The 21855-nt window shown below is 43.4% G+C and carries 23 protein-coding genes; 18 read left to right on the top strand and 5 right to left on the bottom strand.

Features of this window, described 5'->3' with window-relative positions; genetic code table 11:
* Positions 1–154 precede the first annotated feature (154 nt).
* Positions 155–2512: a DNA polymerase II gene (locus IX91_RS06140; RefSeq protein WP_004746684.1), complete on the top strand. Its 2358-nt coding sequence runs from the start codon at positions 155–157 to the stop codon at positions 2510–2512.
* On the opposite strand, the gene IX91_RS06135 is transcribed toward IX91_RS06140, so the two are convergent.
* On the bottom strand, positions 2509–3276 hold the full coding sequence (locus IX91_RS06135) for a nucleotidyltransferase domain-containing protein (RefSeq protein ID WP_004746685.1): 768 nt from the start codon (positions 3274–3276) through the stop codon (positions 2509–2511). The two genes, IX91_RS06140 and IX91_RS06135, sit on opposite strands and share 4 nt — an antisense overlap.
* A 134-nt stretch (positions 3277–3410) precedes the next feature.
* Between IX91_RS06135 and yeiP the strand changes: the two genes are divergently transcribed.
* On the top strand, positions 3411–3977 hold the full coding sequence (gene yeiP / locus IX91_RS06130) for an elongation factor P-like protein YeiP (protein WP_004746686.1): 567 nt from the start codon (positions 3411–3413) through the stop codon (positions 3975–3977).
* A gap of 2 nt (positions 3978–3979) precedes the next feature.
* Positions 3980–4300, top strand: coding sequence for an HI1450 family dsDNA-mimic protein (locus IX91_RS06125; RefSeq protein WP_004746687.1), 321 nt, complete (start codon positions 3980–3982; stop codon positions 4298–4300).
* Positions 4301–4419: 119 nt separating this feature from the next.
* Here the strand turns inward: IX91_RS06125 and ihfA are convergent, their stop codons facing one another.
* The gene (gene ihfA / locus IX91_RS06120; protein WP_004746689.1) at positions 4420–4713 is read right to left on the bottom strand and encodes an integration host factor subunit alpha; all 294 of its coding nucleotides are present in this window, start codon (positions 4711–4713) and stop codon (positions 4420–4422) included.
* Positions 4714–5263: 550 nt separating this feature from the next.
* Here ihfA and IX91_RS06115 point away from each other — a divergent pair.
* From IX91_RS06115 to IX91_RS06080, 8 genes are all read left to right on the top strand, one after another.
* Positions 5264–6466, top strand: a complete 1203-nt coding sequence (locus IX91_RS06115) for an acyl-homoserine-lactone synthase (protein ID WP_004746690.1) — start codon at positions 5264–5266, stop codon at positions 6464–6466.
* Positions 6459–8966, top strand: a complete 2508-nt coding sequence (locus tag IX91_RS06110) for a hybrid sensor histidine kinase/response regulator (protein WP_038550369.1) — start codon at positions 6459–6461, stop codon at positions 8964–8966. Before IX91_RS06115 ends, IX91_RS06110 begins: the two co-directional genes overlap by 8 nt.
* Positions 8967–9345: 379 nt before the next feature.
* Positions 9346–11463: a sensor histidine kinase gene (locus tag IX91_RS06105; RefSeq protein ID WP_004746694.1), complete on the top strand. Its 2118-nt coding sequence runs from the start codon at positions 9346–9348 to the stop codon at positions 11461–11463.
* Between the two features lie 256 nt (positions 11464–11719).
* On the top strand, positions 11720–11947 hold the full coding sequence (locus tag IX91_RS06100; RefSeq protein WP_004746695.1) for a hypothetical protein: 228 nt from the start codon (positions 11720–11722) through the stop codon (positions 11945–11947).
* Positions 11948–12052: 105 nt separating this feature from the next.
* Positions 12053–12604 carry a septation protein A gene (locus IX91_RS06095; protein ID WP_004746698.1) on the top strand — a complete coding sequence of 184 codons (552 nt, stop codon included), beginning with the start codon at positions 12053–12055 and terminating at the stop codon, positions 12602–12604.
* Positions 12605–12678: 74 nt separating this feature from the next.
* Positions 12679–13077 (top strand): acyl-CoA thioester hydrolase YciA, encoded by a 399-nt coding sequence (yciA, locus tag IX91_RS06090; protein ID WP_004746700.1) that lies wholly within the window; start codon positions 12679–12681, stop codon positions 13075–13077.
* 97 nt (positions 13078–13174) lie between these two features.
* Entirely contained in the window at positions 13175–13471 is a 297-nt protein-coding gene (locus IX91_RS06085) for a YciI family protein (protein WP_004746701.1), read from the top strand.
* Between the two features lie 2 nt (positions 13472–13473).
* On the top strand, positions 13474–13881 hold the full coding sequence (locus IX91_RS06080; protein WP_004746704.1) for a GspS/AspS pilotin family protein: 408 nt from the start codon (positions 13474–13476) through the stop codon (positions 13879–13881).
* 28 nt (positions 13882–13909) lie between these two features.
* On the opposite strand, the gene IX91_RS06075 is transcribed toward IX91_RS06080, so the two are convergent.
* Positions 13910–15103: an EAL domain-containing response regulator gene (locus IX91_RS06075; RefSeq protein WP_004746707.1), complete on the bottom strand. Its 1194-nt coding sequence runs from the start codon at positions 15101–15103 to the stop codon at positions 13910–13912.
* Positions 15104–15341: 238 nt separating this feature from the next.
* Here IX91_RS06075 and IX91_RS06070 point away from each other — a divergent pair, with 238 nt between their 5' ends.
* Both IX91_RS06070 and IX91_RS06065 read left to right on the top strand, forming a co-directional pair.
* Entirely contained in the window at positions 15342–15902 is a 561-nt protein-coding gene (locus tag IX91_RS06070; RefSeq protein WP_004746708.1) for a VC2662 family protein, read from the top strand.
* A 269-nt stretch (positions 15903–16171) separates the two neighbouring features.
* A complete protein-coding gene (locus IX91_RS06065; protein WP_004746711.1) occupies positions 16172–16393 on the top strand; it encodes a hypothetical protein in 222 nt (73 codons plus the stop codon).
* A 1-nt stretch (position 16394) separates the two neighbouring features.
* On the opposite strand, the gene IX91_RS27015 is transcribed toward IX91_RS06065, so the two are convergent.
* Positions 16395–16586, bottom strand: coding sequence for a DUF1289 domain-containing protein (locus tag IX91_RS27015; protein WP_071881258.1), 192 nt, complete (start codon positions 16584–16586; stop codon positions 16395–16397).
* Between the two features lie 71 nt (positions 16587–16657).
* Positions 16658–16906, bottom strand: a complete 249-nt coding sequence (locus IX91_RS06060) for a DUF1289 domain-containing protein (protein WP_004746712.1) — start codon at positions 16904–16906, stop codon at positions 16658–16660.
* Between the two features lie 197 nt (positions 16907–17103).
* On the opposite strand from IX91_RS06060, the gene IX91_RS06055 reads away from it, so the two are divergent.
* From IX91_RS06055 to IX91_RS06035, 5 genes are all read left to right on the top strand, one after another.
* Complete coding sequence (locus IX91_RS06055) at positions 17104–17550, top strand: META domain-containing protein (RefSeq protein WP_004746713.1); 447 nt, start codon at positions 17104–17106, stop codon at positions 17548–17550.
* A 201-nt stretch (positions 17551–17751) separates the two neighbouring features.
* Positions 17752–18894, top strand: coding sequence for an ABC transporter substrate-binding protein (locus IX91_RS06050; RefSeq protein WP_004746715.1), 1143 nt, complete (start codon positions 17752–17754; stop codon positions 18892–18894).
* A 24-nt stretch (positions 18895–18918) separates the two neighbouring features.
* Positions 18919–20628, top strand: a complete 1710-nt coding sequence (locus IX91_RS06045) for an ABC transporter permease (protein ID WP_004746717.1) — start codon at positions 18919–18921, stop codon at positions 20626–20628.
* Positions 20594–21241 (top strand): ATP-binding cassette domain-containing protein, encoded by a 648-nt coding sequence (locus tag IX91_RS06040; RefSeq protein ID WP_004746719.1) that lies wholly within the window; start codon positions 20594–20596, stop codon positions 21239–21241. The genes IX91_RS06045 and IX91_RS06040 overlap by 35 nt, the downstream gene beginning before the upstream one ends.
* Positions 21234–21848: a CDP-alcohol phosphatidyltransferase family protein gene (locus IX91_RS06035; protein ID WP_004746721.1), complete on the top strand. Its 615-nt coding sequence runs from the start codon at positions 21234–21236 to the stop codon at positions 21846–21848. Before IX91_RS06040 ends, IX91_RS06035 begins: the two co-directional genes overlap by 8 nt.
* Positions 21849–21855 lie beyond the last annotated feature (7 nt).

Raw genomic sequence — 21855 nt, 5'->3', positions numbered from 1 at the left:
AATAATCAATCGCTTAGCTTCTGTTTGTGGTTATTTTTCTACCACATCAACCTCTCCAAAAGTGGTATTTAAGACCCTTGCTATTTAACTTTACGGGCTTGTGGTACCCTACGTATGCGGAAGTTTACCGCGTCATCTCTTTGATAAATTCTACATGGCTATTCAAAACGGATTCGTACTTACTCGGCAAGCCCGTGATATTAAAGGCACTACTCAGATAGATCTTTGGTTATCAACACCACAAGGGCCTACCCAGCTGTTGATTGAAGGCGAAAAACCTGTCTTCTTTGTCTTTCAAGACCAGCTGGAAAGTGCCAAAGCGCAGAGCCAAAACTTGCAGATCGAGTGGAAAACCTTACCACTGAAAGACTTTGCCTTACGACCCGTAGCCGCATGTTACTGTCATTCTATCAAACAAGCTCAAGTACTCAGCGAGCATCTCAAACAACATGACATTGTTGTGTTAGAGGACGACATTCGCCTTGCTGACCGCTATCTAATGGAGCGCTTTATAAAAGGCAGCCTGGAGTTTACCGGTGCAGTGCAGAGCAATGCATCGCACATACGGTACAAGCAGGTGAAGTGTCGCCAAGGCGATTACACCCCCGAACTCAAAGTGGTGTCATTAGACATTGAGTGTTCCGAAAAAGGCGTGCTCTACTCTATTGGGCTAGATAGTCCAATGGACAGCCGAGTGATTATGATTGGCGATCCACAGCCAGCTGATACTGACATACAGTGGGTAAGCAACGAGAAAGAGTTGCTGCTCGCGCTGGTTGATTGGTTTAGCCAGTTCGACCCCGATGTTATCGTTGGTTGGAACGTCATCGACTTTGATTTCAGGTTACTGCACAAACGTGCCGAGAGGAATCAGGTCAAGCTTATGCTTGGTCGAGGTAAACAGTCGAGTTTTTTCCGCACATCAAACACCAATCAACAAGCGTTTATATCGATTCCCGGTCGAGTCGTAATGGACGGGATTGATACCCTGAAAACAGCGACCTACCACTTTCGAAGCTGGTCTTTAGAAGCCGTATCACAAGAGTTACTGGGTGAAGGTAAGCAGATACACAATGTGCATGACCGCATGGACGAGATCAATCAGATGTATCGCCATGACAAGCCCTCTCTTGCTAAATACAACCTGCAAGATTGTGTCTTGGTTAACAAGATTTTCGCCCACACTCACTTGCTAGAGTTCGCCATTGAGCGCTCTAAACTCACAGGGGTTGAACTGGACCGTGTTGGCGGCTCAGTTGCTGCGTTTACCAATCTCTACTTACCCCAGATTCATCGCGCTGGCTACGTCGCGCCAAACTTGCATCCAGAGAATTGGTTGGCGAGTCCTGGCGGGTATGTAATGGATTCGATTCCAAACCTTTATGATTCAGTTTTAGTCCTCGATTTTAAGAGCCTATATCCTTCTATTATTCGCAGTTTTCTTATCGACCCGATGGGGTTAATTGAGGGATTACAGCAAGACATTGGTCTTGAACAAGAGCAAGCGGTTCCAGGATTCAGAGGCGGACAATTTCACCGCACTCGTCATTTCCTACCAGAAATGATCGAAAACCTCTGGGCAGCGCGCGATGTAGCGAAAAAGAACAACGAGAAAGCCTTCTCTCAAGCGATAAAGATCATAATGAACTCTTTCTATGGCGTGCTTGGTTCGTCAGGGTGTCGCTTCTTCGATACTCGATTAGCCTCCAGTATCACTATACGCGGTCACGAGATCATGAAGCAAACTAAGGTGTTGATCGAAGAGAAAGGCTATCAAGTCATCTACGGTGATACTGACTCCACGTTTGTGTCACTTAATGGGCAGTTCTCTCAGTCACAAGCTGATGAAATTGGTCACCAGCTTGTCGACTACATTAATGAGTGGTGGACGAACCACTTACGTGAGGAGTACAACCTCAACTCGATATTGGAGTTAGAGTACGAGACGCACTACAAAAAGTTCTTAATGCCAACAATTCGTGGACAGGAAACCGGTTCAAAAAAACGTTATGCCGGACTTATCGGTGAAGGAGAGAATGAGCTACTGATTTTTAAAGGCTTAGAGAGCGCTCGAACAGACTGGACACCATTAGCCCAAGAATTCCAGCAAACGCTCTATTCAATGGTATTTCATGGCGAGAACCCCAGTGATTATATCCGCGGTTTTGTCGAGCAGACTAAAGCGGGAGATTTCGATGACAAACTTGTTTATCAAAAGCGCCTAAGAAGAAAGCTGCATGAGTATCAGAAAAACATTCCACCTCAGGTACGTGCAGCCAGAATGGCAGATGAAATAAACGGCCAACTTGGTCGCCCATTGCAGTATCAAAACAAAGGCAGAATTGAATACGTAATCACTACCTCGGGCCCCGAACCGAAAGAGTACCAAAAAAGCGCCATCGACTATCAGCACTACATTGATAAACAACTAAAGCCAGTGGCAGAAGCCATCTTGCCGTTTATTGGGCTAGACTTTGCGACACTCAGTGAGCCGCAGCTAGGCTTGTTTTAGCCTATTTTGAATTCGGTTTTTTTGTACTGTTTTGAAATCCAGTCGCCATATCCATCAAGGATACCGACCACAGAACGCTTGGGGATTACTCTGCCAGACAACAGAATACCGAGCCGCTCAATCTCTACCTGTTTTTCAGGATGGTAGCGAAGAAATGCTTGACCGCACTCCAGAGGGTCATCAAACCATTGCTTATCTTTGTGCATGATCAGCGAGTAACTGGCTCTCAGCAGCTTTTTCGCGATGATTCTTTGTGCTTTCACTTGGTCTTCTGGCTTGTCGCAACGAGCAATTCGATTGCGATAAACCGCAACCCAATCTTCGACATCCATGTTCCAGTGTTTTGCAATCTCCCAACTTGGTTCATAATCGCCAAAACACTCCGACAAGTCTTCGCCAAAAATACACACCGAGCAGTGGCGCAGCTGAAAGCCCCACGAGAAAATACTGTCGAGACTTGCGACTTCAGATGCCAAAGCCGTTTTAAAAGAGATTTCCGTGATGTGTGGGTGAGATTTTTGAAAGCGCCATTTGATCGAGTTAAACAGTGTTGTTCGTAAATCACTAAACGATGATTGGGTGACCACAATCACATCTAAATTTGATGAGCCGGGTTTTGCAGTCTTACGAGCCACACTGCCATATAGATAAATACTATGCAGATTCTCTCCTAGCCCATTTCTAAGAAAGCTAACCAGATCATCAATCGCAGCTTGATAGTTTGGCTGAAAGGCTTGTTTAGGATTGATCGTTGAAAGATGCATTTGATTGATAACACAAAATAATCGAACTGAATGCGTTAATGTTCGCTCACTGAGCAGGATGAATCAAGATATTCCTTCAGCCAGTGAGTCGGTATATAATCGCCACAATACCTAACACACGAAGGAAATTGTTCATGCCAAAGGCAAGTGAGCTTAAAAAAGGTTTTGCTATCGAATCTAACGGTAAAACACTATTAATCAAAGACATCGAAGTAACCACTCCTGGTGGTCGTGGTGGCGCAAAGATTTACAAACTGCGTTGTACTGACCTAAACACAGGTGCTCGCGTTGATGAACGCTACAAATCTGATGACGTTGTTGAGACGGTAGACATGTTCAAACGTGCTTCAGCTTTCTCATACGTTGACGGTGATGAGTACATCTTCATGGACAATGAAGACTACACTCAATACACATTCAAGAAAGACGAAATTGAAGACGAACTACTGTTCGTCACTGAAGAAATTCAAGGCCTGCATGTCATCCTAGTCAATGGTAATGCTGTTGGCCTAGAGCTTCCTGCTGCTGTTGAGCTCGTTATTGAAGAGACAGATCCTTCAATCAAAGGCGCTTCTGCTTCTGCTCGTACAAAGCCTGCACGTTTTGCTACCGGTCTTACTGTTCAAGTACCTGAATACATTGCGACAGGTGACCGCATCGTGATTAACACGACTGAACGTAAATACATGAGCCGCGCGTAATCATGGCTGATCTAATCTCATACGATGACGCCATTGATACGGCCTACGACATCTTTTTAGAGATGGCACCTGATAACCTAGAACCTGCTGACGTTATTTTGTTCACAGCACAGTTCGACGAGCGCGGCGCAGCCGAGTTAGTGGAAACTGGTGATGACTGGGTTGAGCACGTAGGCTTTGACGTAGACAAAGAAGTTTACGCGGAAGTTCGTGTTGGTTTAGTCAATGAAGAAGACGATGTATTGGACGATGTGTTCGCTCGCCTGTTAATCAGCCGCGATCCTGAACATAAGTTCTGTCACGCTTTGTGGAAACGAGACTAACGTTTACTTACAAACGCTTAATACAAAAATACCCTAGCCTTGGCTAGGGTATTTTTCAATGGGGAAACTAGAATTGCTCCTAGCCCCGATACAGGATGTGCCTCTTAGCGAGCTAAGAATTAGTCAACCTTAATGTTTTCAACGCGGGCTTTTAATTTTTGCCCTGGGCGGAAGGTCACTACGCGACGTGCACTGATTGGAATGTCTTCACCTGTCTTCGGGTTTCGACCTGGACGTTCATTCTTATCACGAAGATCAAAATTACCGAATCCAGACAGTTTTACCTGTTCGCCACTTTCCAGTGCCTTACGAATCTCTTCGAAAAACGCCTCAACCGTTTCCTTGGCATCCCGTTTACTGTATCCGAGCTTTTCAAACAGGTTCTCAGCCAAATCGGCCTTTGTGAGCGCCATAAAACTTTCCTCAAAGCTGTGTTAAACATTGCCGCCGCAAGGCAGCACCTAAACATTTCACCAAGCCAATCAACAACATATCGGCTTTACCTTGGAAAGTGTATGCCAAGCTTATGATTTTCGCCAACTTTTTTATTCAATGAGTACAAATTAACCGTCAAAACAACAAGATAGCCCTCTAAAAAGGCAGGATTTCTACCAATTATTGGCATTTATTGATAATTGAAGCCAGAAGATTAGACTGCTATTAATAAGATTGTCAGATATTTATCTCAAATCGGAATAGGTATGAAGGTAAAACACTGATATGGGTAACAAAACACGACTAAAACCAAAAAACTGGGTTACAAGCTCGTACGGCTGAGCTGCCAACCTCAAACACAGCTCTCTCCCAAGACAGGTACCTCTCTCATTTATTACGTGCTCTGCATCACTAATATTAATATTAACACCCGATCAATTAGCATAAACATACTAATTCAATTGCACAAATAGGCACCTATATGAATACTGGTTAGCCAAAATAAACAAAAAAATCATACAAACGTCTATGGCTAACAATTTTGATTCGTCCCTTTTTGAAAAAGAGGACAAGGGGCACGCACGTGCTTTGTTTGAGCAGATCGAAACACTTTTTGGTGTCGATAGTAATCACTTTTTTAAACATGTACTTAACGAGCGTCTCGCTCAAATAAGTGAACAGGATAGCTCACTTCGCTACAAAAACATCGCAACCAAGCTCCAATCACCTTATTACTTCGTTAACGTCAACTATCCTTTAAAAGATGAGCCACAGCAATGGCATGATTTCGAGCAAAGAGCACTAAACTTGTTTGATAACTGGGCTCAGGCTTGGTGTGCTTTTAATATCTGGAAAATCAAAAGCAAGTATCAAAATCAGCCTCGTAGCTTGGAGCTAGACTCCCTACCAAAATTTACCCAAAATGAAGAAGATTTCGTCGATAGTGTCATCGACAATATCGAAAACCATGCAGAGCTCTATTACACGCTGCATAGCCGCTACGCAATGGAACTACCAGATGCCGTAATGCTAATTAACCTAGCAACCTTTGTTTCCGAACAACAGTGGTTCGAGATGCTGTATGAAATCGAAGTCTCTGCTCACGGTAGTCATTTCATCCTTGCCCAGCTTGTTCCAGATTTATCTTTCCCAGTAATCGTCTCTACTGCCAAGGTCAATCATCATAAGGAAGCCGACAATTGGCTCTATTTCTCACCATTTTTTCAAACTTCATGTTGGACATTGCTCAATCAAGTTGAGATGCAACGCCAATTAGTTAACTTAGATCTCTTGTGTTCTGATATCGAGATCAGTGATACTTCGTCGGCAAAATTTGAGAATGCACTTTGGCAAAATATTACTGTCAAAGAAAAATGTTGTGAGATTGTCCGTTTGACTGTCAGCGGTAATCAAAGCCAGAAAATTTTCAGCCTTTATTTGTCTCAAAAAAGGCTAATGGCGCAACTCGAAAAGCTCTGCTTTCAAGTTGCATTCGTTGTTATAGAGCAACCATTGATGATTCAGTATTACCAAAGCCTCACCAATGGCGCGTACTTAAAAATGAGTTATTGCCACGTTTCCGATTCTGGATTCGCCACATATAAGGGACTTTGGTTTATCAAGCCCCTTAGCCAAGCTTTGTCTGAATGCAGTTATCGCAACTACAAAGTCAGTACCATTACTCAATTGAAGCAGCACAGACATCAAGGACAAGAGCTACAATATGCTTAGTTACATTACACAGCAGCTACTCTACCCGAAAGCAGTCGTTCTTATTCTGACTGCTTTGCTTGTTTTTGTCTGGGCGGGGTACTTTTGTTCTACATTAGCGAGAAAGCATGGTGCTCAAAGCCTCAAGCAGTATGTCTACTATGTGACCTATACTCTAGGCTTATTTGTATGGATATTGAGTAACGCCTATTTCCACAGTGGATGGTTGGTTGAATGGGGACCGAATGTCGGTGCGACCATGGCGGTGGTCGCAAACCTTTCGGCCCTGTTAGCCTTCAGCTCCGCATACTATTTCTCTGCTAAATTAAAAAAACACTACACGAGCAGTAGACCTAGCTCATGGCAGTTACTGTTAGCAGGCTTAACGATGACTTTTTGCACTATCGTCAACATCGTTCCTGATCTAACAATTAAAGGCGTCGTGATAGAAGGCCCAAGCCAGTTCATGCTTGAGTTTGGCGAGTACACTCGCCCATTCTTTATTGGACTAACACTTCTATTTGCTCTGACATTCTTGAATCTACTGTCAATAAAACGCAGCAGCAGCCGAATTCGACGGACAAGAATCAACTACATGATTCTTGGCATGACTATATTTATGGCGTCTACTGCCGTGATTCAACTTGGCTTTACCTATTTCTTCAACAACTTTTCACTCACTTGGCTGCCACCAGCACTCTCGATTAGTGAAATGCTGTTTATGGGATATGCGATACTAGCATCGCGTTTTTATAGTTTTAGGTATCTTTGTCTTGTTGGATGCTCTTTAATTATCACTGCGGCTGCATACACCTTTGTCGTTACTCTCTTCAAACCATTAGATTATGTAAGCACCGCAACTGGTGTTTTAGCTATCATGGCTATTGGGCTTTCTTGGCCGTACACTTCACGCCTAGTCAGAACTTGCTTAACCTATGCCTTGTATGGCTCACCAGTCTCACCTACCGAGAAAATTGCTCAGTTAGAAGATGAGTTTCAAAAATCTCCAAGTCAGGCTATAGAAGCTTTGGCAAGCTATCTTGGAGTACCGAGTGACAAATTAAAACTCCTTGATGACTATCAAGGTGCCAGCATGTACCGATCTTATTTTGAGAACCACACGACGCCTTTGGTGATTGATGAGATCGAAGACGCAATTGAGAAGAATCGTAACAAGGAGCTCTCAACGATTCATAGCAGTATGAACCAGATGGAGTCTGCATTGGTTCTGCCCATCTACGAAGGTAAAAATAAACTCTCTCACGTACTGGTTTCTAGCCATAAACAAGGTGACGTGAACTTTTCTTTTGAAGAGCTCAAAGCACTAGAACGAGTAATACAAAAAGTCCAAGTTCATATCAATTACGAGCAGAAAGTACGCCAATCACAAGCACTCGCAAACTCAATCGCGCACGAAATGAGAAATCCGCTTGCACAGGTACAGTTCGAGTTTGAGTCTCTCAATCAAAAACTGTTGTCCCCTGTAGATTCAAATACCCTTCTGCAGCACGTGGACAAAGGAAAGCAAGCTATCAAACGAGGTAGACAGCTCATCGATATCATACTTCGCGAGGTCAATAGTTCATCACTCGACCAAGAGCCCTCTGAAGCCACCTTGATTCATGGTGCAATTAATAGCGCGATAAACCAATATGGCTTTGACAATGACAGTGAGCTAAACCGTATTGTGTTAGATCTGAATGAAGACTTCGTTGCAAAAATCAATGACACTCTTTTTAACTTCGTGTTATTCAACCTGCTACGCAATGCCATCTACTATTTTGATTCTTATCCAAATAGCCACATCGAAATACGTACCGAGCAAGGTCAGTATGAAAACTACGTGCTGTTCCGTGATACAGGACCAGGTATTCCTGCCGAGCTGCTAACTCGAATTTTTGATGATTTCTTCAGCCACAACAAAAGCGGTGGTAGTGGTTTGGGTCTTGGCTATTGTCAACGAGTCATGGCATCATTTGGAGGATCTATCAGCTGTCAGTCAGAAGTTGGAAGTTTTACTGAGTTTAAGCTTACTTTCCCAGCAACCAATGTCGCGGCTACTCAGACCAACAAACCTAAGACAGAACTTAGATCGGAAGTTACCACTCCCCCTCTTGCTGTATCCAATGGCGAACTCAACTTTGGCGTAAGCCCTGCGCACATGATCTTAGTCGTTGATGATAAAGAGATTCAACGTACCTTAGTGAAACTCTATTTAGAGCAACTTGGCTACGGAGTCGTATTAGCCAACAATGGTAAAGTGGCTATTGAGATTATTCAAAACAACCCAATTGATCTGGTGTTTATGGATATTCAGATGCCAGTCATGAATGGTTTTGAAGCGGCGAGTATCATCAAACGTTCCTTCCCGACTATCCCAATTATTGCTCTGTCAGGAGAATCCGGAGAACGTGAACTCACTCTGATCAGTGAACTGATGGATGGGCGACTGTCAAAACCAACAACTAAGGAAGCGCTTGATCAAATGTTGAAATCGGCCTTACCCATGAGTATCCATTAAATCGCATCTCATTAAGTTAGGGCGGTTCCACTCACCGCCCTAGCCTTATAACCATATGAAATAATATACTTTTTTTGGTTCCCCACCAAATATATCAATAAGTACGGCCAATATTTTGCCTTCCATCATAGAACAGACAATTCGTTCCGAAAAAGTGGGATATCCCTCAGGTGATCATAAGAAATAAATTGCACAAAATTCTACTTAAGGTAAACAGGATCTCCAAACTCTGATCCAACTTTGGCCGTGAGTTGCTGTGAGTCCTCCATAAAACGATAAATCTTAGACTTCCCAGTAGTACTCTCACTAGGCCCCATCATACAAACAAAAAATATCGGATCAGTTTTAACAACGTCAAATACTGGTAAAGCGGAACAATATGTTCAGTTATCTATTGCATCAAATGATGTATCCCAAAGCGGTCGTATTACTCTCGATCTCTTTACTTGTTCTCGTTTGGGCAGGTTATTTTTGTACTGCTCTGGCAAAACGTCATGGAACTCTCAGTTTAAAGCAGTACACCTATTATATTTGCTATACCGTGGGGGTTTTCTTCTGGACGCTAAGTAACAGCTATTTCCATACGGATCTGCTTGTAAGGTTTGGAGATAGTGTCGCGATTAACATTGCAATTGTTGCCAATTTAGCAACGCTACTCGCTTTTGTCTCAGCCTACTGTTTTATATCAAAACTGCACAAGCACTACACCAATAAAAGCGTCGCGCTATGGCAAGATATCCTAGTTGCTAACATTACCTTATTTGGTGTTATCAGCAACCTCATGCCCGGAGGCACTATTCTAGGCATCGACATTATTGGCCCCAGTAATTTCCAGTTGAAGTTTGGTCCTTACACTAAGTATTTCTTTCTAGGCTTCATCATCTTAGTGCTGTTAACTTTCTTTAATCTTCTTTCGCTAAAAAAGAGTCGCAACCGAATACGAAAAACGCGAACCAATTACATGATCATGGGTATCACTATATTCATGTCCTCCACCGCGGTTATTCAGGTTGGCATGACTTTCTTTTTTGACAATTTCTCACTTACTTGGCTTCCCCCGGCATTATCCCTAAGTGAAATGCTGTTCATGGGATACGCCCTGCTTACATCGCGCTTTTTCAGTCCGAAATACATCTGTTTTATCTTCGTTAGTATCGCCTCCACCGCGTTAATATATGCCACAACTGTCGCGTCTTTCGTTCCTATTACTCAGCTAGGAGTTACCGATGCTTTATTCCTAGTTCTACTCATAGGAATGACTTGGCAAACACTTTATCGGTTTGTCCAAAAAACAGTCAGTATGATTATGTATCGAGACCCTATCCATCCCGTAGAAAAAATATCTCGGCTAGAAGATGAGTTTCAATCTTCCCCGACGCGCGCCATGGAAAGCTTGGCTGACTACTTGGGCGTACCAAAAGATAAACTTCGCTTGTTAGACGACTATCATGATGTGAATTTGTATCGAAACTACTTTGAGAGTCATGGAACCTCATTGGTCATTGAAGAGGTGGAAGAAGAATTACTCAACTCAAATGATAAAACGCTTAGCCTTGTTCACAGCAATATGAGTAAATTCGAATCAGCCTTGGTCGTACCGCTCTTCGAAAGTAAAAATAAGCTATCGCACATTTTGGTTTCAAGCTCGAAATCTGAGGGGGTTCATTTTTCATATGAAGAGCTCTCGGCACTTGAAAAAGTACTAAGCAAGGTTCAGGTACATTTAAACTATGAACGTGAAGTCCGGCAGTCACAAGCTTTAGCAAGTTCGATAGCACATGAGATGCGTAACCCTTTTGCCCAACTGCAACTTGAATTTGAACTCATTGAGCAAGCTATTAAACAACCTAACTCGACCGAGCAGCTAAAGTACCATGTCAATAAAGGGACTAAAGCCATCGCTCGAAGTCATCAATTAATTGATATCATAACGCGAGAATTGGGCCAAGCTTCACTCGATCAAGCACCCGTTGTTCCATCACTCGTTTCCTCTGTAGTTTGTTCCGCGATTGATCAATACGGTTTTGAGAATGAAACTATGCGCTACAGGGTCCATCTGGATTTCCAACATGATTTCGTGGTAGAGATTAATGATACTTTGTTTAGTTTCGTACTGTTTAATCTCGTGCGAAACGCGACTTACTATTTCGATTCGTACCCTAAAAGCAGAATTTCAATTCAACTAAAAAAAGGTCACCACGAGAACTACTTACTTTTTCGTGATACCGGTCCAGGCATACCAGATCACTTGATAGCCCAAATATTTGATGACTTTTTCAGTTATAACAAGAGCGGAGGTAGTGGCTTGGGGTTAGGCTATTGCCAACGTGTAATGACTTCTTTTGGTGGATCTATCAGTTGCCATTCAGAGTTAGATAGGTATACGGAGTTCAAACTGACTTTTCCTGCTGCTAGCCCATCACTTAACGACCTATTAATACTCAAACCTAAGCAGGGGAATCTATTAGTCAGCCCCGTGAGCGCAGCTCTGAACTGATGGTGTTTGTCACTCTAATAGAACCAAAGCCAGTCAATAGATTGGCAACCTTTTTCCCAAATTGACTCGCAGATTGATTATTGAGTGTAACCGTAGGCGCTCAATTCTGTTCTCAATACGAAAAATACTGCGTGTTTTGAATAACCTATAAAGCCATACCCAGTATTCCGTTGTCAGTGGCACCGAATATGCTTGATTCCCGCATGGTAACAGAAAAGCGACATTACCACGCTTTGCTAGATGTAAGGGGAACGTTATGGAAGTTCAACGTCACACATATTATCGACTTATTCATCAAGGCATTAAGAGTCTGCTCGTTGATCGTATTGGTCACTTCACTGAGATGGAATATCACGAATATTTGAATGGAATGACTGGCAAATCAAGTTGCTTCTCAATGAGCGATGAAGAGCTCCAGTTTGCCGTTGATAGTTTGCGCAGCGAAGGTTATTTGGAAGACTATAAACGCCAGCTACAGCGCTAGGACCTCTCTTTGCAGGGAGACACTGCTCCTATAGTGACGAACCGCTTTGTGATTAGCCTTGTTTTGGTTAGACTGAAGCGAATTAGACTGACTCAGAATACTTCAATGAAACAACTGCTCGATTTTATCCCATTAATTATTTTCTTCGCTTTATACAAATTGCAGGATATCTACGTTGCGACAGGCGCTCTGATTGTCGCAACGGCCATTCAAATTATCGTGACTTATTTGATCTATAAGAAAGTTGAAAAGATGCAAGTCATCACCTTTTTGATGGTTGCCGTATTTGGCGGTATGACTATTTTTCTCCACGATGACAACTTTATTAAGTGGAAAGTCACCATAGTTTATCTGATTTTCGCGATTGGATTGGCAGTGAGCCATGCAATTGGAAAATCGGCGATAAAAAGCATGCTCGGAAAAGAGATCACACTTCCTGATTCGGTTTGGGCAAAAGTCACATGGGCGTGGGTAGCTTTCTTTTCACTATGTGCAGGCATAAACGTCTACGTTGCTTTTAACCTTCCGCTCGATGTCTGGGTTAACTTCAAAGTCTTTGGTCTACTAGCGGCGACATTTGGTTTCACATTGCTGACCGGAATCTACATCTACAAACACATGCCAAAAGACGAACAGAACGCTAACTCTGGCGGATAAGTTGATAGTTTTGTTACAATCCAATTTTTGCAGCGACCAACTTGGTCGCTGTTTCGTTTGTATTGGATGTCACAATGAGCACAGAAAACACTGCACCCAAAGGGCAATTACTTCTTAGAACCCTTGCTATGCCAGCAGATACTAACGCCAATGGCGATATTTTTGGTGGTTGGATCATGTCACAACTTGACCTTGCAGGCGGTATCCTCGCCAAAGAAATCTCATCTGGTCGAATCGTTACTGTTTCGGTATCAAGTATTACGTTTAAAAAACCGGTTCGTGTAGGCGATGTGGTCTGCTGTTACGGTGAGTGTACCAAAATAGGTCGCACTTCAATGAGCATTGATCTAGAAGTCTGGGTCAAGCCTGTCAAAGAACATGGCTTAGAAGATCGCTTTATGGTGTGTGACGCAACATTCAATTACGTCGCTATTGATGCTGAAGGCAAACCACGTCCAATTGAACAGTCTTAATTGGCAGTAAATTATCTCGCCGCAACCCTTTTAAATTGCGCCATTTAAGGTAGAGTAAACGTCTGAATTTACTCTATTCATATAAGGATATCAGATCATGTGGTATGTCATCTTCTCACAAGATGTAGAGAACTCTTTGGAAAAGCGCCTTAGTGTGCGTCCTGCTCACCTAGAGCGTTTACAAGCACTGCAAGATGAAGGCCGTTTGCTCACAGCAGGACCAATGCCTGCCATTGACTCTGATAACCCAGGAGAAGCTGGCTTTACTGGTTCCACTGTTATTGCTGAGTTTGACTCGTTGCAACAAGCTCAAGAATGGGCTGACGCTGATCCCTATATTGAAGCGGGTGTTTACGAGAAAGTTATCGTTAAGCCATTTAAAAAAGTGTTTTAACGATGCTTAATTCACTCAAGTCTTTTTCTATCATCGCACTGGTGATGCTCGTTGCTGGCTGTTCGTCTGCCTCGTCAGAAAAACAAAAACAGCTAGAATTATTAGCGCAAAGCCGAGCAAACCTACTGGCTACTGAGCTTCCTCTAGAATCAGGCCCTCTGTCCATCATGCGTGCGAGTGCAAAAGGAAGCACCATTGAGATTATGATGGTTTACAACGATGATGCGAAAGGGGCGAAGCCGGCTGCGCAAGTCTTGAATCAAAGTATTCGAACTTACTGTACTACGCCTGACACCATGAATAATCTTGAAGTCGGCATCAGCTATAGAATTAAGATGCGAAATAGCCGCGGACAATTAATGGCTGACGAGTTTGTGACTCAGCAACGCTGCAATAGTTTAACCAAATAAGTGTAAGAGCCTCGAAATTCGAGGCTTTTTATTGCACGTTGTATAGCCAACTGTGGTGCCAGTACAATAAACTATCAAGTGGTTTCGGCTTACAAATCAGATAACCTTGCACGTTCATATCTTTATAGGTTTTGCTCAAGTACTCAAGATCTTCATACTCCTCCAACCCTTCAGCAATCAGAGAGGCGTCAATTTTCCCTGCAATGTTTACCAAGGTATCGACCACAACTTGGTTAAACTGATCTTGATGGATATCATTGATCAATGTGCGATCGATTTTCACTTCTGTAAACGGCAGGGTACGAAGTTGGTTGAGGTTAGTGAACCCGGTGCCAAAGTCGTCAAGCGATAATCCAAAACCACGCATCCTTAGACGGTTTATAGTCTCCAACTGTTCAGTATCTTCTAGCGCGAACTCCTCGGTTATCTCCAAAGTAATGTTGTTTTTATCCACATGCTGCGTATCAATCGTCTCGATAAAATCCCGCGTATAACCGTCAGTGGTTAACTGCGAAGGTGATAGATTAAGGCTAATTTTCACCCCTTCACCAAACTCTTTAACCAATTTTGGAAAATCAGCAAGTACTTTGCCTAACAGCTGCTGAGTAAGCTCGTTTAGCAACCCATGCTCAATCGCAGTCGGAATGAACTGCCCTGGCGCTATCGCGTTGGTCTGCCCAGATTTTACTATACGAGCCAACACCTCAATACCTTCAACGTTTTTGCTATCTAAGTTCACTTTGGGCTGATAATAAGGTTCGATTAAGTCTTGCTTGATATAGTCACTCAATGTACTTGCAGACAATGGTTCATAATGCTTCGACTCTCGCAATGAAAGCTGCTGAAGTTTGTTGAGCATCCGTTGAAGTTCGTTGAGATAGACTGGTTTAGCTATATTACCAACCAAATTGACCTTGTGTTTACGAGCAATGTGGGCAGCAAGCTCTATTACTCGATTTTCCATTTCCGAGATGATACAAACCCCACCTCGATAATTCATTTCTCCGAGTTCTTTTAGTAGGGTCATCCCATCTATATCTGGCATATTCAGATCAGTAAATACTGCGCAGTATTTCTCAGGAGAGCGTCGGATATTGGCAAGAGCCGACGCGGGGTTAGAACAAGTGATCACATTTTCATACCCAAGCTCCGACATCATGCCTTTCATCACCAAAAGAATCGCTGGTGAGTCATCTACTATGACAATTTGCGAGTTTTTCATTGTTAGATTGCCTCTGACGTTAGATCTTAAATATAGACAGAGACCTTTTTATTGCACAAGGTTGCATACGATATAATTGCGCTCTATTTGGCTAAAATCTACTCACACAAAACTCCTCGCGCTTTGTAATCAACCACTAACGCTCTTTTGACAGATAGCAACTATAGTTAACGTGAATTATTCGGGTTGTTAGACCTGAATACTCGCTCATACAAATAACTTTGTTTTTGGAGTTAATATGAAAAAAATACTTAATGCAGTGGCTATCTCGGCAATGGTGTTGTCTCCCGTGACATTCGCCTCTTCTCCGGTCATGTTCTCATCGGTTAGCGATTTTAATGCACCTGAAAACTCTCAGGTCTCCGGAGTAAGACTGGCGGCCCTTCACGGTAAAGTCGATACCGTCAAAGGAGTCGATTTTTCTATTGTCGGTATGTCAGAAACCAATACCACAACGGGCGTTAACTTCGGCTTGTTTTTGGGAGCTTCCAAAGTTAACCAAGAGATGACAGGCGCTTCTCTAGGCCTATTTAACTGGAATGAAGGTTTAACTACAGGTGTGAACCTAGGAGCCGTTAACGTAACCAATGATGTCAGAGGAGCCAACGTTTCATTCGTGAACTATTCCGAAGGCGACACTATGGTTGATGTTGGTGCAGTAAATATGTCAAACGAGTCGACTGTCCAAGTCGGTGTTTTTAACAAAACAGCCAAAATCGAAGGTGTCCAAATAGGACTCATCAACTGCGCTGACAACGGCTTTTTGCCCTGCTTCCCGATTTTTAACTTTGGAAAATGATTCTTTACCAAAAGTTCATTTCAAAAGCTCCAGTTTTGGAGCTTTTTTGTTTTAATAAATCATGAATTTTTTATTTCAACACATGCGCAACCCTAGCACCTTCCCTCGCCTTGATAATCAATACGATAGCTGATTATTGTTGGTGACACATTTTATAAAAGTGACTCACCCCTGAAAAGACAGGTTAAATTTTAACCAATTCATATTGACGGTTATCACATCGGCTTCTAACTTTTCATATTAGTGTCATAACCACGGAGGATCACCAAATGAAACGTGCTAGCAACTCATACCGTCTTCAATTGATTAAAGAGGTAGCGACTCGGCAAGAGCGGCTGAAAGGCGGTGATCCTATGGCAAGTTATATCCAGCATTTACTTGATGAGACGCCTCAAAATGAAAAAAGTACCGAAGTAAACCACCGATTCTCAGGTAATCATTTTGATGAGCATGCCGGTGGTTGGGTGAATGATCGTTGGGGATTGAAGTAATCTAGCTAGATTTCAGATTGAAGCAGAGAGGTTCATTAGATAGTCGGTCTAGAATCTCTCTTTGTTCGATTTCAGACATTTGATACCAAAGATAGCGTTCTTCTCGCGTTCGGCCACAGCCTATACAAACACCATTGATGTTTGATTCGCACAAGCCCACACACGGGTTCGCACTATAATTTCGTATATCCATACTACACCTCAAAATACAGTACACGATAATTAAGATGTAGCCCAATCGGAAGTTAATGTAAAGTTTTGATTTTAAAAAAGATCTTGTTGAGGTGTATTGGTTGGGATCTCTTCGGATGAAGTCGATTGCCCTTTTCGTATCTTACGCAGGTAGCGTTGACGACAAAGTTTAATCACATGTAGCTGCTGAGCGGGGGTCATGTTTAACCAGTTAAAACGCTCTTCTCGTTTACGCATACAGCCCTTACAGTAGCCTTTTTCATCTACTGTACAAATGCCAACACAAGGGCTCGGGACGGTAAAAAACTCTAGCTGCTCCAAATGATTTCTCTATATTATCTGATGGTCATTTTTCACTCTACGTTAATTGTAATTGTATGTTTATCAATAAGTTTCAATGTGTGATTCGCACCAAACTATGACCTTATATTGACAAATCATACTCGCAATTAACTATACTGCATTCATCGAAGTCACTACGCTGACTTAACTACTTATTTATCGGAGTTGAATCTATTATGAAGCTTAGTCCAAAAACGCTACTTGCAGCAATTACACTACCTCTTGTTGTAACAGCATGCGCAAGCAATGGAGACGATGTGAAACAAATTACAGCTCAAGATCTACAACACCACAACTGGGAACTGGTTAGCATCGATGGCGAAGCGGTTGTTGCAGATAGCCGTCAAAACCCACCGCGCCTTGAAATTGGTGAAAAGATGACAGCGAACGGCAATGCTGGTTGTAACAACTTCTTTGGTCAAGCTGAGTTGAAAGACAACCAGTTCCGCATCGAGAAAATGGGCATGACCATGAAGATGTGTGTCGGCGACGTTATGGATGTAGAACAAGCGTTTGGTCAAACTCTGTCTGATTGGAGTGATATGACGCTAACTCAAGATACTATGGTTCTGAAAAACGACGTACATACGCTGACATTCAAGCTAAACGATTGGAAAAACTAATTCTTTTCGTTCAAGTACCGATTAAAAAAGCAGCCAGATTGGCTGCTTTTTAGTTTCTATCAGACAATTTTCAAACATCTCGTCAACAATTGCGTCAAATAGTTAATAAAAAAGCCTTTTTTCAGTCATAATGAATGAATAATTGCATTACTCCGGTCTTTACCATTGGCCGATACAATTATTCAACTTACAGGGAACATTATGACAAGGCTGATCACTCTTCTTTCTTCACTTGTTTTTTCACTTTCTGCTTTTGCAGCAGATACTTGGCAAGAGGTTGTCGAAAAAGCGAAAGGACAAACCGTCTACTTCCATGCTTGGGGCGGTAGCCAAGAAATAAACCGCTATATTCAATGGGCAGGCAATAAGCTTCAATCCCAATACGATGTCACGTTAAAACATGTCAAAGTCACCGATATTGCTGAGACAACATCACGTTTGATTGCCGAAAAGGCCGCGGGGAAAAACAGCGGTGGTAGTGTCGACATGGTTTGGATTAATGGTGAAAACTTCAAATCGATGAAAGACAACCAGCTGCTATTTGGTCCGTTTGTAGAGGGTTTACCTAGTTGGCAATATGTCGATAAATCGCTTCCAGTCGACGTCGACTTCTCCGAACCAACAGAGGGCTTAGAAGCGCCGTGGGGGGTTGGTCAGTTGGTCTTTATCCATGATGAAAAAGCGTTAAATAATCCACCGCAATCATTTGCAGAGTTGCAAAGCTATGCCAAAGCTTACCCAAACCGTATTACTTATCCTCGCCCACCTGAATTTCACGGTACAAGCTTTGTGAAAGCGCTTCTGATCGAACTGACAAACAATGATGCTTCTCTGCAGCAACCTGTTTCTGAGCAGAACTTCGCTATTGTGACCGAGCCGCTTTGGTCGTACCTTGATGAATTCCATAAAGTCGCTTGGCGTGGTGGTAAACAGTTCCCAGCAGGCACAGCAGAAACCGTTCAGCTGCTTGATGATGGTCAAATCGATCTCGCTATTACATTCAATCCAAATGCGGTATTTTCCGCACAAGCGAGTGGCAACCTAGCAGACACAACAAAGGCATACTCAATGGAAGCGGGTGCACTTTCTAATATCCATTTCTTAGCTATTCCTTGGAATGCCAATGCGAGTGCGGGCGCTCAAGTCGCGGTCAATTTCCTACTCAGCCCAGAAGCGCAGTCTCGTAAAGGTGATCTGAATGTATGGGGCGATCCTTCTGTACTAAGTAGCCAATTCTTGACGGGTTCTGCGAAGAACACCCAGCAATTTAAGTCTATTGCTGAACCTCATCCTAGTTGGCAAGCCGCTTTAGAAAAAGAGTGGCTAAAACGTTACGGGAATTAGGGTCTGTTAACCTAGAGTTTGCACATGTTAAGAGCGCTTTATTTAGTCATTATCGTCGTTTGTATAGTGCCTACCCTACCAGGTTTGCTTGGTGTGTTGGTCTCTGCGCTTGGGTATATCCCCCCGATTGGCTTAAATCAGTTTTCCATTGACGGCTTCTCTGCTGTGTTTGGGTGGGCTGGTGTTTGGCAGTCAATCGGGTTAACGGTTTATAGTGCGATTGTGAGTAGCTACCTTGCCTGTTTGATCACCTTTGCCATTTTGCAATCTGCATGGAAGAGTCCGTTTTGGCGCAAGATTGAATTGAGCTTATCTCCGCTACTCGCTATGCCTCACGTTGCCTTCGCTATTGGTTTCGCTTTCTTGTTTGCACCAACGGGAATGGGCGCGCGTCTCTTACATGATTTGTTTGGTTATGACCCTAACGGGCAAACGGTTGATGACTTGGCGCTATTGGTCAAAGACCCTTATGCACTTGGCTTAATTGTTATGTTGGCGATCAAAGAAGTCCCTTTCTTACTTCTAATGAGTATCCCAATTCTCCAGCAGTTAAATGTGGAGCAGACTGAAAAGGTCAGTCATGCCATGGGCTATAGTTCCGCCCAAACTTGGTGGAAATGTCTCTTCCCGCAGTGGTTTGCTAAGCTACGCTTCCCGATGCTCGCTGTGATCGCTTACAGTTTGTCTGTGGTTGATGTTGCCCTTATTGTAGGACCAACCAACCCTCCAACATTTGCCGTCTTGGTCTGGCAATGGTTCAATGATCCAGACTTATCACTGCTCCCTCGTGCAGCAGCGGGTGCTGTGGTTTTATTCGCAATCGCAACGCTATTGATTGGTTTTGCTCGCTTGGTCGAATGGACAATAACCAAAGGCTTTAAGGCTTGGCAATATTCAGGCAGAAAAGGGGGCAAATTACCGGGAAAAAGCCTTTTCTTTGCAGTAGGAGGATTAACCTTAGCGATAATTCCGCTATTGATTATTTGGAGTTTCGCACAGCGCTGGCGTTTTCCAGACCTCCTACCGTCCAAGTTTAGTCTGCGATTTTGGCAGTATGAATGGCAAGGTATTTTAGGCACGCTAGAGCAGAGTCTAATCATCGCGCTTGTCTGTGCGACAGTGAGTTTAGTATTAGCACTGATCGCTCATGAGTATCGTCTACGTTATCGTTGGCAGGTACCGGGGTATGTCATTGCGATCCCTATGCTCATCCCGCAATTGTCAGTTCTGTTTGGTATGCAGATCGTCACTTTGTATTTAAACAGTGAGGCGTATTTGTTTTGGGTCTGTTGGGCTCATGTATTTTTCGCTTTCCCATTCGTTTATCTCTCTCTCGATGGACCATGGCGCAGCTTTGACGACGGGCTTACGCGCGTTGCCTTGAGCTTAGGCAAATCTCCGTTGCAGGCTTGGTTGAAAGTTAAACTGCCATTACTACTGCCTGCCATCGCGTTTGCTTGGGCTGTTGGCATTAGTGTGAGTCTCGCGCAGTACCTCCCTACTCTGGTGTTGGGAGCGGGGCGTATCAGCACAATAACGACTGAAGCTGTCGCTCTATCCAGTGGCTTCGACCGCCGCGTTACTGCTATTTATGCTATTTGGCAAGCTATCTTGCCGCTACTGTTTTTCTCTTTTGCGATTCTACTTAGCCGACTTCATGTTAAGTATCGCCGTTTGACTATTAAAGGTTTACTACCAAATGAGTCTTTGTCTCGAAAACCTCGCCATCCATAAAACCAATGGCGATGCCCTTTTCTCTGAATTCAACCTAACCGTCGAGCCGGGAGAGATTGTTACATTAATGGGCCCAAGTGGCTGTGGTAAATCCACCTTGCTTGATGCGATTGCAGGCCATTTATCCTCGGAGTTTGATTATTCAGGCTCTATCACTTTGAGCGAGCAACGCCTTGATAGCATGCCTGCCCACAAGCGTCAGGTTGGTATCCTGTTCCAAGATGACTTACTCTTTCCCCATTTAACCGTGTGGGAAAACTTAGCGTTTGCGCTACCTGATTCGATTAAAGGGACTCGGAGAAAAGAACAAGCACTACAAGCACTGAAGAACATTTCATTATCTAAACTTGCTGAGTCGTTTCCCGATCAGATCTCGGGCGGTCAACGTGCTCGTATTGCTTTAACTCGTATGCTGTTGGCACAACCTAAAGTTGCTTTGTTAGACGAGCCCTACAGCAAATTAGATAAAGAATTGCGCGAGCAATTTCGCGCTTGGGTCGTTGACCAATTAAAAGCGGCTAATATTCCTGCCTTGATGGTCACTCACGATGACGAAGATGTTCCAGCTGATAGTCGCTGCATCACTTGGCCGTGGGAGGCAAAACATGCTTGATCGTTTTAGTATCAAAGTTATTCGTTGGCCTTTAGCTCAGTCAGCCAAGGTACTGGATAAGCTTGGGGTTACCGCAAATCAGACAACACTGTTTGGCTTTGCCTTAGGTTGTTTAGCCTTTCCTGCTTTGATTGCAGAGCAATACACACTAGCTCTGGTCTTTGTGCTGCTCAATCGGATATGTGATGGACTTGATGGAGCATTGGCACGTATTCAAGGGATTTCGGATGCGGGCGGCTTTCTCGATATTAGCTTAGATTTTCTATTTTACTCGCTGATCCCATTTGGCTTTGTGCTTGCCAACCCAGAGCAAAACGCCGTTGCCGGAGCGTTTTTGATTTTTTCTTTTATCGGTACGGGGACAAGTTTTTTAGCTTTTGCGGTGATGGCCGGAAAACGCGGCATCGACAACCCTGTGTATAAGAATAAGTCACTCTATTACATGAGTGGGCTCACCGAAGGAACCGAGACAATAGGCTGCTTTATACTGTTTTGCCTATTGCCTCAACATTTCGCTGTTATCGCTTTCCTCTTTGGTGCTGCATGCTGGTTTACGACTTTCACCCGTATTTATTCTGGCTTTCAAACATTAAATGAGGCGCCTTAGCGCCTCA

It is taken from the genome of Vibrio tubiashii ATCC 19109 (assembly GCF_000772105.1).
Classification (GTDB): Bacteria; Pseudomonadota; Gammaproteobacteria; order Enterobacterales; family Vibrionaceae; genus Vibrio; species Vibrio tubiashii.
The sequence above is the reverse complement of the archived record's forward strand: the minus strand, read 5'-3'. Positions and strand labels throughout refer to the sequence as shown.

Bases quoted from the DNA above. Each gene is read 5' to 3' on its own strand.
- ihfA (WP_004746689.1), bottom strand. From the start codon at position 4,713: ATGGCGCTCACAAAGGCCGATTTGGCTGAGAACCTGTTTGAAAAGCTC.
- IX91_RS06080 (WP_004746704.1), top strand. From the start codon at position 13,474: ATGCTTAATTCACTCAAGTCTTTTTCTATCATCGCACTGGTGATGCTC.
- IX91_RS06065 (WP_004746711.1), top strand. From the start codon at position 16,172: ATGAAACGTGCTAGCAACTCATACCGTCTTCAATTGATTAAAGAGGTA.
- IX91_RS06140 (WP_004746684.1), top strand. From the start codon at position 155: ATGGCTATTCAAAACGGATTCGTACTTACTCGGCAAGCCCGTGATATT.
- IX91_RS06035 (WP_004746721.1), top strand. From the start codon at position 21,234: ATGCTTGATCGTTTTAGTATCAAAGTTATTCGTTGGCCTTTAGCTCAG.
- yeiP (WP_004746686.1), top strand. From the start codon at position 3,411: ATGCCAAAGGCAAGTGAGCTTAAAAAAGGTTTTGCTATCGAATCTAAC.
- IX91_RS06105 (WP_004746694.1), top strand. From the start codon at position 9,346: ATGTTCAGTTATCTATTGCATCAAATGATGTATCCCAAAGCGGTCGTA.
- IX91_RS06095 (WP_004746698.1), top strand. From the start codon at position 12,053: ATGAAACAACTGCTCGATTTTATCCCATTAATTATTTTCTTCGCTTTA.
- IX91_RS06110 (WP_038550369.1), top strand. From the start codon at position 6,459: ATGCTTAGTTACATTACACAGCAGCTACTCTACCCGAAAGCAGTCGTT.
- IX91_RS06045 (WP_004746717.1), top strand. From the start codon at position 18,919: ATGTTAAGAGCGCTTTATTTAGTCATTATCGTCGTTTGTATAGTGCCT.
- IX91_RS06055 (WP_004746713.1), top strand. From the start codon at position 17,104: ATGAAGCTTAGTCCAAAAACGCTACTTGCAGCAATTACACTACCTCTT.
- IX91_RS06070 (WP_004746708.1), top strand. From the start codon at position 15,342: ATGAAAAAAATACTTAATGCAGTGGCTATCTCGGCAATGGTGTTGTCT.
- IX91_RS06085 (WP_004746701.1), top strand. From the start codon at position 13,175: ATGTGGTATGTCATCTTCTCACAAGATGTAGAGAACTCTTTGGAAAAG.
- IX91_RS06075 (WP_004746707.1), bottom strand. From the start codon at position 15,103: ATGAAAAACTCGCAAATTGTCATAGTAGATGACTCACCAGCGATTCTT.
- yciA (WP_004746700.1), top strand. From the start codon at position 12,679: ATGAGCACAGAAAACACTGCACCCAAAGGGCAATTACTTCTTAGAACC.
- IX91_RS06135 (WP_004746685.1), bottom strand. From the start codon at position 3,276: ATGCATCTTTCAACGATCAATCCTAAACAAGCCTTTCAGCCAAACTAT.
- IX91_RS06050 (WP_004746715.1), top strand. From the start codon at position 17,752: ATGACAAGGCTGATCACTCTTCTTTCTTCACTTGTTTTTTCACTTTCT.
- IX91_RS06125 (WP_004746687.1), top strand. From the start codon at position 3,980: ATGGCTGATCTAATCTCATACGATGACGCCATTGATACGGCCTACGAC.
- IX91_RS06115 (WP_004746690.1), top strand. From the start codon at position 5,264: ATGGCTAACAATTTTGATTCGTCCCTTTTTGAAAAAGAGGACAAGGGG.
- IX91_RS27015 (WP_071881258.1), bottom strand. From the start codon at position 16,586: ATGGATATACGAAATTATAGTGCGAACCCGTGTGTGGGCTTGTGCGAA.
- IX91_RS06100 (WP_004746695.1), top strand. From the start codon at position 11,720: ATGGAAGTTCAACGTCACACATATTATCGACTTATTCATCAAGGCATT.
- IX91_RS06040 (WP_004746719.1), top strand. From the start codon at position 20,594: ATGAGTCTTTGTCTCGAAAACCTCGCCATCCATAAAACCAATGGCGAT.